Below are 15145 nucleotides of genomic sequence, written 5' to 3'. Positions count from 1 at the left end.
AAAACTCAAAAACCCGCCCTCATCACTGAGAGCGGGTTTTCTTGTGAGAATGACAGGGCGGCTGCGCTTAGCGGCGCCACCCGCGATAAATGTCACCCGGGATGAAACCGAGATCATCCAGATCACGACCCGACAGGCGTGACAGCTCCCGGCTGGAGGAACGATTCTTGTGCCAGAGGCTCAGTGTCCTCCGAAATTTTGACAACATTGGTTGATCCCGTCTCTTTTTGGAACTCAGGTGCCACGAGCCCGTTTTTTGCTGTGCCGGATATGGGCGCTCCAGCGCGTAAATTCCAATGCAATAGCGGCATAGCTGATATGCATAATTTAGCCGGATTGCATCTTTCCCAAATCAGGCCCCGTTCAGGTCTGTTCATACAAATCGATGAAAACCGACATGTTCTGTCACAAAATCGTTGCAATCGGGTTCAAAACGCGCTTCACACTGTGCCTGTACCTTGCAGTGCAACATCCAGGGAAAGACGCCCCATCTATCACGGGCCTACTGGCCAGACGGGGCAGAAAAGGCATGAGACATGACGAAATGGGTCTACACGTTCGGTGACGGACTTGCTGAGGGCTCCGCTTCAATGCGCAATCTGTTGGGTGGCAAAGGCGCCAACCTCGCAGAAATGTCCAATCTGGGACTACCGGTTCCACCCGGTTTTACCATTACCACCGATGTCTGTGCCTGGTATTATGACAATGGTCGCAGCTATCCGGAGACCTTGCGCGATGACGTGGCTCAGGCGCTTGAGCATATGGCCCGGCTGACAGGCAAGCGATTCGGCGATGCTCAGGACCCTCTGCTTGTTTCCGTCCGCTCCGGCGCACGTGCGTCCATGCCCGGCATGATGGACACGGTGTTGAATCTCGGCCTCAATGATCAGACTGTTCAGGCTCTTGCGACCGCCTCCGGTGATCCAAGATTTGCGTATGACTCCTATCGCCGTTTCATTCAGATGTACTCCGATGTGGTTCTCGGACTGGATCATCATGATTTCGAGATGATCCTGGACGAAGAAAAGGATCTGAACGGCTACGACCTGGACACAGATCTCACATCCGATGACTGGCAGCGGGTTGTGGAGCGTTACAAGGCCCTCGTTGAAGAAGAGCTTGAAGAGCCCTTCCCTCAGGACCCGATGGACCAGCTCTGGGGTGCCGTTGGTGCGGTTTTCTCCTCCTGGATGAACCAGCGCGCCATCACATACAGACGCCTTCATGACATCCCTGCCAGCTGGGGCACTGCGGTTAACGTGCAGGCCATGGTGTTCGGCAATATGGGGGATACATCGGCAACCGGCGTCGCCTTCACCCGCAATCCGTCCACCGGTGACAACGAGCTCTATGGTGAGTTTCTCGTCAATGCCCAGGGCGAGGACGTGGTCGCAGGCATCAGAACGCCGCAGGACATCACGGAAGTTGCCCGCATTGCCGCGGGCTCCAACAAGCCATCGCTTGAGAATCTGATGCCGGAAGCCTTCGCCGCTTTCATGGATATCTGCAACAAGCTTGAGACCCATTATCGCGACATGCAGGATCTGGAGTTCACCATTGAAGATGGCAAGCTCTGGATGCTGCAGACCCGTTCGGGAAAACGCACTGCAAAGGCTGCCCTGAAAATTGCGGTGGATATGACAGCCGAGGGCCTGATCAGCGAAGATGAGGCTATTCAGCGGGTTGATCCTGCTGCCCTTGACCAGTTGCTGCATCCGACCATTGACCCCAATGCAGAGCGTGATGTGATCGCCAAGGGGCTTCCAGCTTCTCCGGGCGCAGCATCGGGGCAGATTGTCTTCTCTTCTGATGATGCGGAAGCCATGGCCCAGAAAGGGATCAAGGTTGTTCTGGTGCGTCTTGAGACAAGCCCGGAAGATATCCATGGCATGCATGCAGCCGAAGCTATCCTGACGTCTCGCGGCGGCATGACCAGCCACGCGGCCGTAGTCGCCCGGGGTATGGGAACACCCTGCATCTCCGGTGCCGGGTCCATACGGATTGATGCAGCCTCTGAAACCCTTATGGCCGGCCCGGTTACTCTGTCCAAGGGCGATATCATCACGGTCGACGGCTCTACCGGCGAAGTGCTGCGTGGCGCTGTCAAAATGCTGCAGCCTGAGCTTTCAGGCGACTTCGGTCAGCTTATGGGCTGGGCTGACAAGGTGCGTCGGATGGGCGTAAGGGCCAACGCGGACACGCCTGTAGACGCACGGACTGCCCGTAATTTCGGAGCAGAAGGTATCGGCCTCTGCCGTACCGAACACATGTTCTTCAGCGAGGATCGCATTCTGGCTGTCCGTGAGATGATTCTGGCGGAAAGCCACGACCATCGCCGTGATGCCCTGGCAAAAATTCTGCCGATGCAGAAGGCTGACTTTACAGACCTGTTCGAAATCATGGCCGGGCTGCCTGTCACCATCCGCCTGCTCGACCCGCCGCTGCATGAATTCCTGCCGAAGACAGACGCGGAGATTTCTGATGTGGCAACGTCGCTCGGTGTTGATATCGGGCTGATCCGTCATCGGACGGCAGAACTGCATGAAGTCAATCCGATGCTTGGCCATCGTGGCTGCCGTCTCGCCATTTCCTATCCGGAAATTGCCGAAATGCAGGCCCGAGCCATCTTTGAGGCTGCCATTGAAGCCGGACGCAAGACCGGCGCACCGGTTATTCCGGAGGTCATGGTGCCGCTGGTCGGCATGAAAGCCGAACTTGATCTGGTCAAAGCCCGGATTGATGCCATGGCAGACGCTGTCCAGCAAGAAACCGGTGAGAGCCTGAGTTATCAGGTGGGTACCATGGTGGAACTGCCACGCGCGGCCCTGCGGGCTCACAAGATTGCCGAGAGCGCCGAATTTTTCTCCTTTGGCACCAACGACCTTACACAGACCGCTTTCGGCATCTCCCGGGATGACGCGGCATCTTTCCTCGGTGCCTATCAGAGAACTGGCATTCTGGAGCAGGATCCGTTTGTCTCCATCGATCAGGACGGTGTCGGCGAACTGGTCCGTATCGGGGTTGAACGGGGTCGACAGACCCGCCCGGACATCAAACTCGGCATTTGTGGCGAGCACGGTGGTGATCCAAGCTCAATCCACTTCTGTGAAGAGGTTGGTCTTGACTATGTATCCTGCTCACCCTTCCGTGTGCCCATCGCCCGTCTGGCTGCCGCCCAGGCCGCTTTGAAGGCCAAGAACCAGAGCTAATCGATAAAGATAGAGGCCTCCGGAAGACCTGGATCTTTCGGAGGTTTCATTAACCGCACAGAAACCATAAATGAGGTATCTCGTTCCATATAGTTTTTTCTGTTGGAGCGAAAGATGTCCTCATCGCCAACCGGTTCGTCTCTGTCCTATGCTGACAGGCTTTCGGTCCTGGCGGATGTTGCCCTGCCGATCTGGGTCTTTGACATCGACAAGGGCATTATCGATTGGGCCAATGAACCTGCTCTCCTCCTGTGGGAAGCAGATGATCTGAATGAACTTCGTTCAAGAAACTTCTTTTCCGACCAGAGCAGCCGCGTAGCCATTAAGCTTGAGCAGCTTCGGGATGATTTTCTCAACGGTCGCACCTCCACAGAGCAGTATACGATCTTCCCGAAAGGCATACCCAAGTCTCTGACCTGCCGGTTCAGTGGCATCGTCCTTCCTGACGGGCGGATGGCCATGTTGAACCAGGCCTGCGGCGATACCGGCAGCACTCAGGAGAAGCCGGAAAACCTGCGCAGTCTGAACGCGCTGCTCCACACATCCGTCCAGGTCTCGCTTTATGATCTGGATGGCGTTCCACTGCACAACAACCCGGCTGCCTATGATGCATGGCCGGAACATACGAAAAACCTGGCCGATCATTTCGTGGCCAAACAGGATTATGTATCTGCCCTGAGTCAGCTGGCTATCAGTCGCGAGACACAGACGGTCGTTGAAGTTCATACATCAGCTGGCGAGCGCTGGCACGAAATTGATCTGCGCTACACATTCGATGCAGTGACCGGACACCCGGCTATTCTGATGAGCGCCACCGATGTGACAGACCGCAAGATCGCTCAGGACAAAGCCGCCTTTCTGGCTTTTCATGACACCCTGACAGGCCTGCCGAACCGGGCTCAGCTTCTTCAGAAAGCCCCCACCCTCTTCGCCCAGATCATGGCACGCAGGCAGTCTGCAACGCTGATTTTCGTTGACCTCGACCGGTTCAAATCCATCAATGATACCCTTGGGCATATGGTTGGCGACGAGCTTCTGATCGCCTTTGCCGAGCGCCTGAGACAAGCAACTGACACAAAAGACCTTCTGGCGCGCCTCAGCGGCGATGAGTTCATAATCCTGACTGAGGAACCACAGACGGCCGAACAGCTGGAGAGCTGGATAAACAGGCTGGAGGGAGCTCTCAATCAGCCTTATGACCTCAGCCATCACACGGTCAGATGCTCCGTCAGCATGGGCTTGTGCCGCATGCCTGACAACGGAACCGATATCAACCAGCTGCTTCAGAATGCCGATATCGCCATGTATGAAGCCAAGCGAAACCGCCGCGGATCGTTCCGGGTCTTCAGTCGCGAGATGTCGAGCCGGTTTTCACGCAAGTTCCAGCTCGAGAAGCAGCTTCAGACTGTTCTTGAGCGTGATGAACTGGAACTTCACTATCAGCCGCGTCTGTCTCTTGAGACAGGAGAGATTGTCGGGGCCGAAGCACTTCTGCGCTGGCGTCATCCTGAAGAGGGCCTGATCAGCCCAGCAGACTTCATTCCGCTGATGGAAGAGACAGGCTTGATTCTTGATGTGGGTGAATGGGTTCTGAAACAGGCCTGCAAATCCCTTGCAAGCTGGCAGGCGCTTGATCCGAACCTGACCGTTTCCGTCAATATTTCCGGGCAACAATGCCTCAGACCCGGCGCGGCAGAACGCCTTCTTGCTATTGTCGATCATGCGAACTGCCATACCGATGGTCTCGAGTTCGAGATCACAGAATCAGTTCTGCTTGGCGATAATCCTGTTGTCCGGGGCAGTTTCCAGGCCTTCCACAAGGCTGGCATTGGTCTGGCTGTGGATGATTTCGGGACCGGTTATTCCAATCTGGCCTATATCCAGAACTATCCAATTTCCTGCATCAAGATCGACCGCTCCTTTGTTGGCGATCAGAGCAAGGCAGCCATTACCGAACTGATTATTTCGATGTCTCGCATCCTTGATGTGAAGATCATTGCTGAAGGCGTGGAAACTGTCGATCAGCACGATTGGCTGAAACAGCGCGGATGCCATGAATATCAGGGTTTTCTCTTCAGCCCTGCCGTTTCCGGTCCTGAATTCGAGGCTCTTATTCGAACGGCCTACACGCCGGCTCAGAAGATTCGGATTCGTTAACTTCAACTCATCAATCCTTTATCTATCTCTTTCCCTCTGGCTTAATCTGTTTTAGTCAATCCTGGGGGGAAAATCTGATGGCCTTGAAGCTGTTTCAAGACCTTTGAAAGACACGTACGAGGCCACGATCATCTCTGACAAGACCAAAGATCCCCTGCCGACGGTGCCAGTACGCGATCGCGTTCCGCAGGCTGAACGACTGGCGGCTTTTCTGGGTCGCATGGCGGGCCTAGGCGACAGGCGGACATCTATTGCCACTCTGTCCGTTTACATGGTCCGTGTGTTTAGCGCCGGTGCAGTCTTTCTGCTCCACGTCCTGATCGCCCGTCTTCTTGAACCAACCGCCTTCGGTGTCTTCGCCTTTGTCTGGATCTTGACCACTGTTGTCGCGCAACTGGCTGCTATCGGCTTCAATGAGTCAGTCAAGCGCTTCCTGCCCGGTTATATTGTGACTGGTGATCTGGAATCCGCGCGTGGATTTATAACGACCGCACAAGTGCTGCCCATGCTGATCTCCATCCCGCTGAGTGTCGCAGCGGCTTCGGGAATCTGGAGCCTTCAGGACTATCTGCCCTCGGATTATCCACTGCCGGTCCTGATCGGGCTCTGTGCTGTTCCCATTCTGGCGCTGACCCATATCCAGGAATGCCTGGCTGTCAGTCGATCTCATGCATTGCGCGGGCTTTTGCCAGGCTATGTGCTCAGACCCCTGTTGACCGGCGTGATCGTCGTTGCACTCGTTCTCGGCCTTGAACTGCCAGGCCAGGCTGGTCTGGCTGTAGCAGCACTTGTGCTTGCCGCCACAATCACACTTGCTTTCCAGACACCCCTTATCTATCGCGCGCTTCGTGGGGAAATTGGACCGGGAGCTCGAAGTTATCATCTGAGGGAATGGGTTACGGCCTCCTTCCCTCTACTTCTTGTCCAGAGCTTTTACGTATTGTCGATCAATCTGGATATTCTGGTTATCAGTTTCTACCAGTCCCCCGCGGAGGTTGGCCTTTATTTCGCTGTCGCCAAAACCGTCGGCCTGGTCGCCTTTATGCATCAGGCTGTATCACTGGCGGCTGTGCGGGGGCTGTCAGAGGCCTATGCCTCTGAAGACAAGTCAGGTTTTCATCAGCTGGTTATCAGAGCCCGGAAACGGGCTTTCTGGCCCACAGCCCTCGGCAGTGTGTTTCTTGTCCTTATCGCACCCTATTTCTTCGAGATATTCGGTCCGTCCTTTGTTGCAGGAGCAGCACTTGTCCCTGTTCTCATTGCTGGTCTCCTGGTTCAGGCCGCCTCCGGCCCTTTGCAGGATATCCTTCTTGTACATGGGCAGCAGAAATCACTTGCCTATATTGCAGCCTTCAGTCTGGTTCTGAATCTTCTGCTCAATCTGGCACTGATTCCGCCATATGGCCTGGCTGGTGCAGCAGCAGCTTCAAGCATTGCGCTTGTCATCCGCGTTCTGGCTATGTGGATCGCGAATAAACGGACTGCAACACACTGAAACGCATCAGGCGGTTCTGGGTCATCCGGCCTATCGTCAAGCGCATTGAAAATCGTTATACGGGTCTTCTGGGGAGGCTCAGGCCTTGTACCAAAGGACCTTACTAGCGATGACAATCCCGACTCTTGATGATTTGCGGAATGGTGGCAAACCGGCCATGTCGCGCGCGCTGACAGCCGTGGAGATTCATCAGGGCACAAACGAACTTGCCACGCTCCTTGATGAGGCTGCAAAGAATCCCCGTGGGTTTGTTCTCGGCCTCACAGGTCCACCTGGGGTCGGCAAGTCAACTCTTACCAATGCGCTTTTGCGGGCCTGGCGCTCGGACGGCCTCTCGGTGGGGGTGCTGGCGGTCGATCCCTCATCCCGCTTTACCCGTGGAGCTCTTCTTGGCGACAGGACACGGCTGAAGACAGACCCCGAAGACCGGCAGGTTTTCGTCCGGTCCATGGCCGCTCGGGATCGCCTCGGTGGTCTTTCCGATCATGCCGTGGCCGGGATCGTGCTGATGCGCGCTGTCTATGACCGGGTTATTGTTGAATCGGTCGGCATCGGCCAGTCTGAGGCTGATATTGCCTTTGCCGCAGATGGTGTTGCCCTCTGCATTCAGCCCGGGTCGGGAGATTCCCTGCAGTTCATGAAGGCTGGCGTCATGGAATTGCCAGATCTCATCTGCGTCACCAAGGCGGATATGGAAGCCGAGGCCAGACGCGCCCGCGCTGATGTGGAAGGTGCCCTCACCCTCAACGGACCGGATCGTGATTGGACAGCACCGGTAATTATGGTTTCAGCCATGCGCGGCGACGGGCTCGACGATCTGGTCTCCGCTGTAAACCGTTATGAGGCTTATCTGCATGAGGATAATCGTCTGGCCAGTCTCAGACAGGCACAGGAGCGGTTCTGGGTGGAAGATGTCATCCGCTCACAGTTTGGCCGTGCCGGTCTTTCCCAGGCAGATATCCCGGATGCGCTTGGTCAGAACCCGGGACCGTTTTCAACCATGCTCAGCCTGTCCAGAACTCTGGCAGATCGCTTTCAGTAGGTTTTGGGGCCCAACACTACGCTTCAGGGCCAGTCATACCCCGCCCATTGAGGCAGAGAGACCTCGACAGGTGCGCCTGCAACGGAAATTTCCGCACCATTGTCGAGTGCTGATTTCAGGCGGTCCAGCCGCGCAATCGCCACAGCGTGGTCACCCGAGACATAACCAAGAATGCCCACTGACTTGTCGCCCCCCATCAACTCGGCCCCTTCTGACAAACCGGCACCACGCACAATAACCGGCCGCTTGCGCGCTGTGCCGCGATGATGCATGCGGGAAACGACTTCCTGTCCTACATAACACCCCTTGTCGAAGACCAGACCGTTGAGGTGATCCATCCCGGCATCGTGCGGGAACAGGTCACCATAACCAAAATCCGAGGAAACCTCCGGCACCCCGAGCGCAATGCGTCGCTCCTGCCAGTGGCCTGTATCCTCTTCACCACCCTTCGCGGATCTGAAAAGTCGTAGCCCCAGACCCTCCGCGCGCGGGTCAGAAAAGAGCGCGACCACGTCACCGTCAGGTGCCACACCCTCAGGTGCCACGCAAACCTCGTGACTGTCACTGCAATCGGTCAATGTGACATCGGCGCGGAGCTTGTAGAGCGTCATCCGCTTGATGAAATCTCCCACCACGGCACGGGGCAGATCCACCCAGAGGTCAGCATCTGATTGTGCAATGATGAAATCAAACAGGATCTTTCCCTGCGGCGTGAGGAGAGCCCCGAACCCGACGCCATCACGCTCCACGATGTCCATATCTGTGGTGATCAGGCGCTGCAGTAACGCCTTGACATCATCACCGGACAATCGAACAAGGCCGCGCTGCGGCAGAACTGAAAAGGCACGATCCGACACGGTCACCTCACTGTCGTTTATCCCGAGATAAGCCTGTTCGGCAGCGCACGCAAGAGGGCCAGGACCCTAACCACGTGGCGCAGCGGCCCGTCGGAGGCGGTCATTGATGGCCTCGCCCAGGCCGTCTTCGGGAATGGCGACGACGGCAATGCCTGTTTCCGTCTGTCCGTCAAGGCTGCGCAGGGCACCAAACAGATTGGCTGCAGCCTCGAACAGATCGCCGGATGGGCTGAGATCAAGTCCCGCGCGTGCTGTTTCAGCCCCCGCGGGCCTGTCTCCACCAAAACCGAGCCAGGCTTCACCCGGCTCCACATGGGTGGCATTCAGTCTGACGGCAGCATCCGGAGCATAATGGGACAGAAGCATGCCGGGAGATTGTGGCCTGGTCTGATCTTCAGCGTCGGCACGGGCAAGGGTGCGACCAAGACAAGCTTCCACATCCGCATGCGCGATGCCGCCGGGGCGAAGCAGAACAGGCTGATCATCAAGACAGGCGATAACCGTTGATTCAAGTCCGACCTCGGTCGGGCCGCCATCAAGAATGCCGTTGATACGCCCTGAGAGTTCCTCATAGACATGAGCGGCACAGGTGGGACTGATCCTGCCGGATCTGTTGGCGCTCGGTGCAGCAAGCGGCTTGCCGAACATCTGTGACAGGCGCTGGAAGACCGGATGCGCCGGGACGCGCAGGGCGACACTGTCCAGCCCTGATGTGGTGAGATCGGCAATCGGGCTGTCTGGTCGTTTTCTCAGAACCAGCGTCATCGGCCCCGGCCAGAAGCGTTCCGCAAGCTGGCGGGCCTCCCCTGTCAGGAACCCGTGTCGCTCGACAGCCTCAAGATCAGGCACATGACTGATCAGCGGGTTGAAGCTGGGGCGCCCCTTGGCGGCGAAGATAGCGGCTGCCGTTTCAGCACGGGTGGCATCACCGGCAAGCCCGTATACGGTCTCCGTTGGTAGAGCCACGAGACCACCATCAGCCAGGACGGCGACAGCTGCGGTCAAATGCTCATCGGCCGGGGTACCGTCCGGGCCATGTGGCCAGACTATCGTCTCCACACCTGCTTCAGCACTGGCGCTTTTCTTGTCCCGGGTCATGCGTCTTTCGTCTAGTTGACGTTAATGGAAGGCATTTACCTTCCGGTCGGGTCGGTTATGCTCACAGGATGAAGTGGCGTCAAGCTGGATTGGCATGTTTCTGTCGGTACAGAACGCCCGGGGAGGAGAGCAGATGACCTATAGAGCACCTGTTGACGATATTGCGCACACTCTGAACAGATGCGCCGGTCTGTCTGATGCGCTGCAGGCTGGTCTTTTTGATGATCTCAGTGCGGATCTCGTCTCTGCAATTCTGGAAGAAGCGGGCAAGTTTGCAACCGAGCGGATCGCACCGATCAACGAGATAGGCGACACCCAGGGTGTGATTGTGAAAGACGGCATTGTCACCATGCCGGATGGCTGGAAAGAGACCTATCGCGACTGGTGCGATGCCGGGTGGAACAGCCTCACCGGCCCAGTGGATTATGATGGCCAGGGTCTTCCCACCATGCTGTCCGTTGCGGTTCAGGACATGTGGAACTCCGGCTCCATGGCCTTCGGCATTGGCCCGACGCTGACCGTGGGTGCTGTCGAGGCCCTCCACACTCACGCATCAAAGGACCTGCAGGAAACCTATCTGCCCCGGCTTGTATCCGGTGAGTGGATGGGCACAATGAACCTGACAGAGCCTCAGGCGGGATCAGACCTCAATGCGCTGAAAGCCCGGGCAGAGCGTGCTGAAGACGGAACCTACCGGATTTTCGGGCAGAAGATCTTCATCACCTATGGCGACCATGACCTGACGGAGAATATCATCCATCTTGTTCTCGCCCGCCTGCCCGATGCTCCTCCGGGGACGCGGGGTATTTCGCTGTTTCTGGTGCCAAAAGTGCTGGTGAATGCAGATGGAAGCCTTGGCGAGGGCAACGATGTCATCTGTCATTCCGTCGAACACAAGCTCGGTATTCACGCGTCGCCAACCTGTACCATGATCTTCGGCGATCATGGCGGTGCAACAGGCTGGCTGGTGGGAGAAGAGAACCGCGGCCTCGCCTGTATGTTCACCATGATGAACAATGCCCGTCTGTCCGTTGGCATTCAGGGCGTGGGTGTTGCGGAGCGCGCCACCCAGCATGCCATAGCCTATGCGCTGGAGCGCAAACAGGGCAAAGCGACAGGTTCGCCCAAAGACGGAGCGATGGACCCGATTGCCGCTCATCCTGATGTCAAGCGTAATCTTCTCGCCATGCAGTCCCTGACAGCGGCATCGCGGGCTATCTGCTATGCCTGCGCCCATGCCATCGACATGGCCCGCATCACAGAGGGCGATGACGCCCGGTTCTGGCAGGAGCGGGCCAATCTTCTGACCCCGTTGGCCAAGGCCTTCTCCACCGATGCCGGTGTCGAGGTTGCCTCTATCGGCGTCCAGGTTCATGGCGGCATGGGCTATATGGAGGAAACCGGCGTTGCACGGCTTCTGCGCGATGCCCGTATTGCTCCGATTTATGAGGGAACCAACGGCATTCAGGCCATTGATCTTGTCACCCGGAAGATAACGCAATCGGATGGAGCCTGTGTGGATGCGCTATTTGGAGAGGTGGAGAAGGTCATCGCAGATCTTCGCCTGTCCAACACGCCGGAGCGGCATGGCCTGGCCGATCAGCTTTCAGGCGGACTTGATGACCTGCGGGCTGTCACGGACTGGATAACCGCTTCCATGAAGAACAGCGCCATGGATACGGCCCTTGCAGGGGCCTCACCTTATCTCAAGCTCTTCAGTCTTGTCGTGGGGTCCATGGTGATGGCGCGAGGCCTTCTGGCTCTCGACCCGTCAGATGAGACCCCCAAGACCCGGCTGATCACGAGCCGGACCCTGTTTTTCGGGGCGAACCATCTTTGCGAAACAGCTTCACTTCGCCGGACCATCGAAAGCGGACACAGCACGGCTTTGTCTTTGTCCCTCGATGATCTTGCCGAAGTTCATGGGTCCTGACCCGAAGGAGAAACCTGATGACCGATTTCATCACTGTTGAAGACCGCGACCGGGTTCGCACGGTCCGTTTCAACCGCCCTGACAAGAAAAATGCCATTACGGCGGCCATGTATGCCAGCCTCGCCGGGGCGATTGAAACCGCAGACGATGATCCCGATGTCCGGGCTATCGCCTTTCTCGGAACCGAAGGCTGTTTCACGGCGGGCAACGACATTCTCGACTTTCTCAGCATAGCCCAGGGCGGTGATGGTCTCGGCGCTGATGTGCTGAGATTCCTGCATGCCCTCGCCTCGTCCCAGACACCGCTTGTGGCCGGTGTTGATGGCATTGCAATCGGTGTTGGCACCACCATGCTGTTTCACTGTGATATGGCTCTGGCCACAGACCGGGCACTGTTCAAGACCCCGTTTCTTGATCTGGGCCTTGTACCGGAAGCCGCATCCACCCTGCTGTTTCCCAAACGCATGGGCTATGCCCGTGCCTTTGAAATGCTGTGCCTTGGGGAAGCTGTCGGCCCTGAACGTGCTGTGGAGACCGGGTTTATCAACCGTATTGTTGCAGCAGATACCCTTGAGACAGAAACCCGAGCCCTGGCGGAACGCATTGCGGCACGCCCTCCCTCTGCCCTGCGCCTGTCACGGCAGATGATGCGGGCTGACACGCCCCAGATTCATGCTCGGATTGATGAAGAGGCCGATCACTTCAAATCCTGCCTGTCATCGGAAGAGGCCACGGAAGCCTTTATGGCGTTTACCCAGAAACGCAAACCCAATTTCTAACAAGCGAGATCGTCATGTCACTTTCAGGAAAAACCTTGTTCATCACCGGCGCATCTCGCGGCATTGGCCTGGCCATCAGCCTTCGCGCGGCCAGAGACGCGGCCAATGTGGTGATTGCAGCCAAGACCGCAGACCCACACCCCAAGCTTGAAGGCACGATCTATACGGCAGCTGAAGAGATTGAGGCAGCCGGAGGCAAAGCTCTGCCTCTGGTGGTTGATGTGCGGGATGAGGGGCAGGTCAAAGGAGCGCTTGAGAAAACCGTCGATACGTTCGGCGGCCTTGACATCGTGGTCAACAATGCCAGTGCCATTCAGCTCACCAATTCGCAGCAGACCGAGATGAAACGTTTCGACCTCATGCATCAGGTGAATACGCGCGGCACTTTCATGGTTTCCAAACATGCTGTGCCCTATCTGACGGAAGCAGAGAACCCGCATATTCTGATGCTCTCGCCACCGCTCGACATGAGCGAGAAATGGTTCAAGGGCCATACCGCCTATTCCATCGCCAAATATGGCATGAGCCTTTGTGTTCTGGGCCTTGCCGGTGAACTGCGATCGAAGGGTATCGCAGTCAACGCACTCTGGCCGCGAACAACCATTGCCACAGCCGCCATCAAGTTTGCTCTCGGTGGCGAAGCCATGATGCGCAGCAGCCGGACGCCGGAAATACTGGCCGACAGCGCCTATCGGATCTTCAACAAGCCATCACGGGAGCTGACCGGTCAGTTTCTGATTGACGACACCTTCCTGTCAGAAGAAGGCGTCACCGATTTCGACCAGTATCGTGTGGACCCGACCCAGCGCCTGACACCGGATTTCTTTGTGCCGGACTGGTCGGAAGCGCCTGCCTCGCTTGACCCGATCAAATAAATGCCTTTTCTACAGGCGGGCCATCGCCTTTGTTGACCGGCCCGCCCAACTCGCCCATTGTTTGCGAGTTGATTCTAAAAGCCGCAGGAGCAGCGCGTGTCTGAGCAAGCAAGCCACGAGGATATCAAGTCCCTGAGTTTCGAGCAGGCCTTGCAGGAACTGGAAGCCATCGTCAGCCAGCTTGAGCGGGGCGACGTGGCTCTGGAGAAGTCCATCGCCATCTATGAACGCGGCGAGGCGCTCAAGACCCATTGTGACGGACTGCTGAAACAGGCTGAACAGAAGGTGGAAAAAATCCGCCTCGCACAGGATGGTACACCTGCCGGTCAGGAACCGCTTCAGGCAGACTGACCGGTCATCGCTTTCAACGTTCAGATTGGATGCCTGTTTTTCTAGTCTGTCTCTTGTCTTTCCCTTTCATGATCCCAAGTAACAGGAAGCGCACCTGCTTACCTTGTTTGGGGTTATCTGATCATGTCTCATCAATCCACGTCTGCCCAGGCAGCATCTCTGCTGGCCCTGAGAGTTACCATAGGCATGTTGCTGGTCTGGTGGGGCCTGGCCCGTATCGTCAACCCTGATATGGGCGTTGCCGTTTCTGCCAAGTTCTATCTTGATGTCTTCAGCCTTGACGCACTGCAGTATTACTTCGGCTTTGCACAGGTTCTGATTGGCCTCTGTGTTGTTGTCGGCTTCAAGCGAACCTACACGGTTCCGGCCCAATTCCTCATTACCGGTCTCTCTTCTCTGAGCATCTGGCAGGCTCTGCTTGATCCGTTTGGCTTTTACCTGCCGCTGGAGAAGATTTCAGAGGTTCAGCACCTCTTCTACCCATCTGCCGTCATTATCGCTGGCTCACTGACGCTTATCGCCTTTAAATCTATGGACAGATGGGCTCTTGATCGCTGGCTGGGGCAGCATTCTGCCTAAGGTCAAGACCTCAAAAAGGGTGTCTCGCACACTGTCGAGCCCCTTTTTGAGGCAAATCGCAAGTATTGTTACTTTTGTGTAAAATCTCCACAAGCCTTTGTAATATATTTTCTTATTCGTATTTGAGTATCATAAAACCACAAATTCATACCACATCACGCTAAGATTAGAGCTGTTACCATAGCTTTTATTTAAGTAGTTGCCCGTAACCTGCCCTCACTCAAACGCAAAAGGGGTTAGGGGTATGAACAACAAACAGATTACATCTCAGGAAATCGCTCTTCTTATTCTTCGCATCACCATCGGCATGCTGCTGGTCTGGTGGGGCCTGGCTAAAGTGGTCAATCCGGGCATGGGCGTCATGGTTTCGAAGAAATTCTACTTCGACATGTTCAGCATCAAGACGCTGCAATACTATTTCGGTTATGTGCAGATCGTCGTTGGTGCCTGTGTGGCCAGCGGTTTCCTGCGTCGTTTCGCAGTACCGGCTCAGCTGATGATTACCGGCATCTCTTCTCTGGCCATCTGGCAGGCTCTTCTGGACCCGTTTGGTCTGTATCTGCCGGTTGCCAAGGTTGCTGGCATCCAGCACCTGTTTTACCCATCAGCCATCATCCTGGCAGCATCCGCTACACTGATTGTCTTCCGGTCCATGGACCGTCTGGCTCTGGACAATCTGTTCTTCGCCAAGCGGGATGAAGAGGCAGAAGATTACACGGCTCCGGTCGCTGCTGAATAAGCATCCGATCCAGTCACAAGAAAGCCGCAGC

At 56.4% G+C, this 15145-nt stretch carries 13 protein-coding genes; 10 read left to right on the top strand and 3 right to left on the bottom strand.

Going from position 1 to position 15145, the window contains the following annotated elements; genetic code table 11:
* Positions 1–67: 67 nt before the first annotated feature.
* A complete protein-coding gene (locus RA157_RS10030; RefSeq protein ID WP_350332984.1) occupies positions 68–208 on the bottom strand; it encodes a YjiS-like domain-containing protein in 141 nt (46 codons plus the stop codon).
* A gap of 328 nt (positions 209–536) precedes the next feature.
* On the opposite strand from RA157_RS10030, the gene ppdK reads away from it, so the two are divergent.
* From ppdK to RA157_RS10010, 4 genes are all read left to right on the top strand, one after another.
* Positions 537–3209 carry a pyruvate, phosphate dikinase gene (ppdK, locus tag RA157_RS10025; protein WP_350332983.1) on the top strand — a complete coding sequence of 891 codons (2673 nt, stop codon included), beginning with the start codon at positions 537–539 and terminating at the stop codon, positions 3207–3209.
* A gap of 114 nt (positions 3210–3323) precedes the next feature.
* Positions 3324–5366: a putative bifunctional diguanylate cyclase/phosphodiesterase gene (locus RA157_RS10020; protein WP_350332982.1), complete on the top strand. Its 2043-nt coding sequence runs from the start codon at positions 3324–3326 to the stop codon at positions 5364–5366.
* A 163-nt stretch (positions 5367–5529) separates the two neighbouring features.
* Positions 5530–6861 (top strand): lipopolysaccharide biosynthesis protein, encoded by a 1332-nt coding sequence (locus RA157_RS10015; protein WP_350332981.1) that lies wholly within the window; start codon positions 5530–5532, stop codon positions 6859–6861.
* A 109-nt stretch (positions 6862–6970) separates the two neighbouring features.
* Positions 6971–7903, top strand: a complete 933-nt coding sequence (locus RA157_RS10010; RefSeq protein WP_350332980.1) for an ArgK/MeaB family GTPase — start codon at positions 6971–6973, stop codon at positions 7901–7903.
* Positions 7904–7926: 23 nt separating this feature from the next.
* Here RA157_RS10010 and ygfZ read toward each other — a convergent pair whose 3' ends face one another.
* Entirely contained in the window at positions 7927–8760 is an 834-nt protein-coding gene (ygfZ, locus tag RA157_RS10005; RefSeq protein WP_350332979.1) for a CAF17-like 4Fe-4S cluster assembly/insertion protein YgfZ, read from the bottom strand.
* 66 nt (positions 8761–8826) lie between these two features.
* Positions 8827–9858 (bottom strand): L-threonylcarbamoyladenylate synthase, encoded by a 1032-nt coding sequence (locus RA157_RS10000; RefSeq protein ID WP_350332978.1) that lies wholly within the window; start codon positions 9856–9858, stop codon positions 8827–8829.
* 133 nt (positions 9859–9991) lie between these two features.
* On the opposite strand from RA157_RS10000, the gene RA157_RS09995 reads away from it, so the two are divergent.
* The 6 genes from RA157_RS09995 to RA157_RS09970 all read left to right on the top strand — a co-directional run bounded on the left by RA157_RS09995 (position 9992) and on the right by RA157_RS09970 (position 15114).
* Positions 9992–11791: an acyl-CoA dehydrogenase family protein gene (locus tag RA157_RS09995; protein WP_350332977.1), complete on the top strand. Its 1800-nt coding sequence runs from the start codon at positions 9992–9994 to the stop codon at positions 11789–11791.
* A 17-nt stretch (positions 11792–11808) separates the two neighbouring features.
* On the top strand, positions 11809–12570 hold the full coding sequence (locus RA157_RS09990; RefSeq protein WP_350332976.1) for a crotonase/enoyl-CoA hydratase family protein: 762 nt from the start codon (positions 11809–11811) through the stop codon (positions 12568–12570).
* Positions 12571–12584: 14 nt separating this feature from the next.
* Positions 12585–13445 carry an SDR family oxidoreductase gene (locus RA157_RS09985; RefSeq protein WP_350332975.1) on the top strand — a complete coding sequence of 287 codons (861 nt, stop codon included), beginning with the start codon at positions 12585–12587 and terminating at the stop codon, positions 13443–13445.
* 96 nt (positions 13446–13541) lie between these two features.
* Positions 13542–13796: an exodeoxyribonuclease VII small subunit gene (locus RA157_RS09980; RefSeq protein WP_350332974.1), complete on the top strand. Its 255-nt coding sequence runs from the start codon at positions 13542–13544 to the stop codon at positions 13794–13796.
* A 123-nt stretch (positions 13797–13919) separates the two neighbouring features.
* Entirely contained in the window at positions 13920–14375 is a 456-nt protein-coding gene (locus RA157_RS09975; protein WP_350332973.1) for a hypothetical protein, read from the top strand.
* A 244-nt stretch (positions 14376–14619) separates the two neighbouring features.
* Positions 14620–15114: a hypothetical protein gene (locus RA157_RS09970; protein ID WP_350332972.1), complete on the top strand. Its 495-nt coding sequence runs from the start codon at positions 14620–14622 to the stop codon at positions 15112–15114.
* The last annotated feature ends 31 nt before the right edge of the window (positions 15115–15145 follow it).

The organism is Coralliovum pocilloporae (assembly GCF_030845175.1).
GTDB classification, from domain to species: domain Bacteria; phylum Pseudomonadota; class Alphaproteobacteria; order Rhizobiales; family Cohaesibacteraceae; genus Coralliovum; species Coralliovum pocilloporae.
The sequence above is the reverse complement of the archived record's forward strand: the minus strand, read 5'-3'. Positions and strand labels throughout refer to the sequence as shown.

Excerpts from the sequence above, each read along its gene's own strand:
- ppdK (WP_350332983.1), top strand. The coding sequence starts at position 537 with ATGACGAAATGGGTCTACACGTTCGGTGACGGACTTGCTGAGGGCTCC.
- RA157_RS09985 (WP_350332975.1), top strand. The coding sequence starts at position 12,585 with ATGTCACTTTCAGGAAAAACCTTGTTCATCACCGGCGCATCTCGCGGC.
- RA157_RS10010 (WP_350332980.1), top strand. The coding sequence starts at position 6,971 with ATGACAATCCCGACTCTTGATGATTTGCGGAATGGTGGCAAACCGGCC.
- RA157_RS09990 (WP_350332976.1), top strand. The coding sequence starts at position 11,809 with ATGACCGATTTCATCACTGTTGAAGACCGCGACCGGGTTCGCACGGTC.
- RA157_RS10020 (WP_350332982.1), top strand. The coding sequence starts at position 3,324 with ATGTCCTCATCGCCAACCGGTTCGTCTCTGTCCTATGCTGACAGGCTT.
- RA157_RS10030 (WP_350332984.1), bottom strand. The coding sequence starts at position 208 with ATGTTGTCAAAATTTCGGAGGACACTGAGCCTCTGGCACAAGAATCGT.
- RA157_RS10000 (WP_350332978.1), bottom strand. The coding sequence starts at position 9,858 with ATGACCCGGGACAAGAAAAGCGCCAGTGCTGAAGCAGGTGTGGAGACG.
- RA157_RS09995 (WP_350332977.1), top strand. The coding sequence starts at position 9,992 with ATGACCTATAGAGCACCTGTTGACGATATTGCGCACACTCTGAACAGA.
- RA157_RS09970 (WP_350332972.1), top strand. The coding sequence starts at position 14,620 with ATGAACAACAAACAGATTACATCTCAGGAAATCGCTCTTCTTATTCTT.
- RA157_RS09975 (WP_350332973.1), top strand. The coding sequence starts at position 13,920 with ATGTCTCATCAATCCACGTCTGCCCAGGCAGCATCTCTGCTGGCCCTG.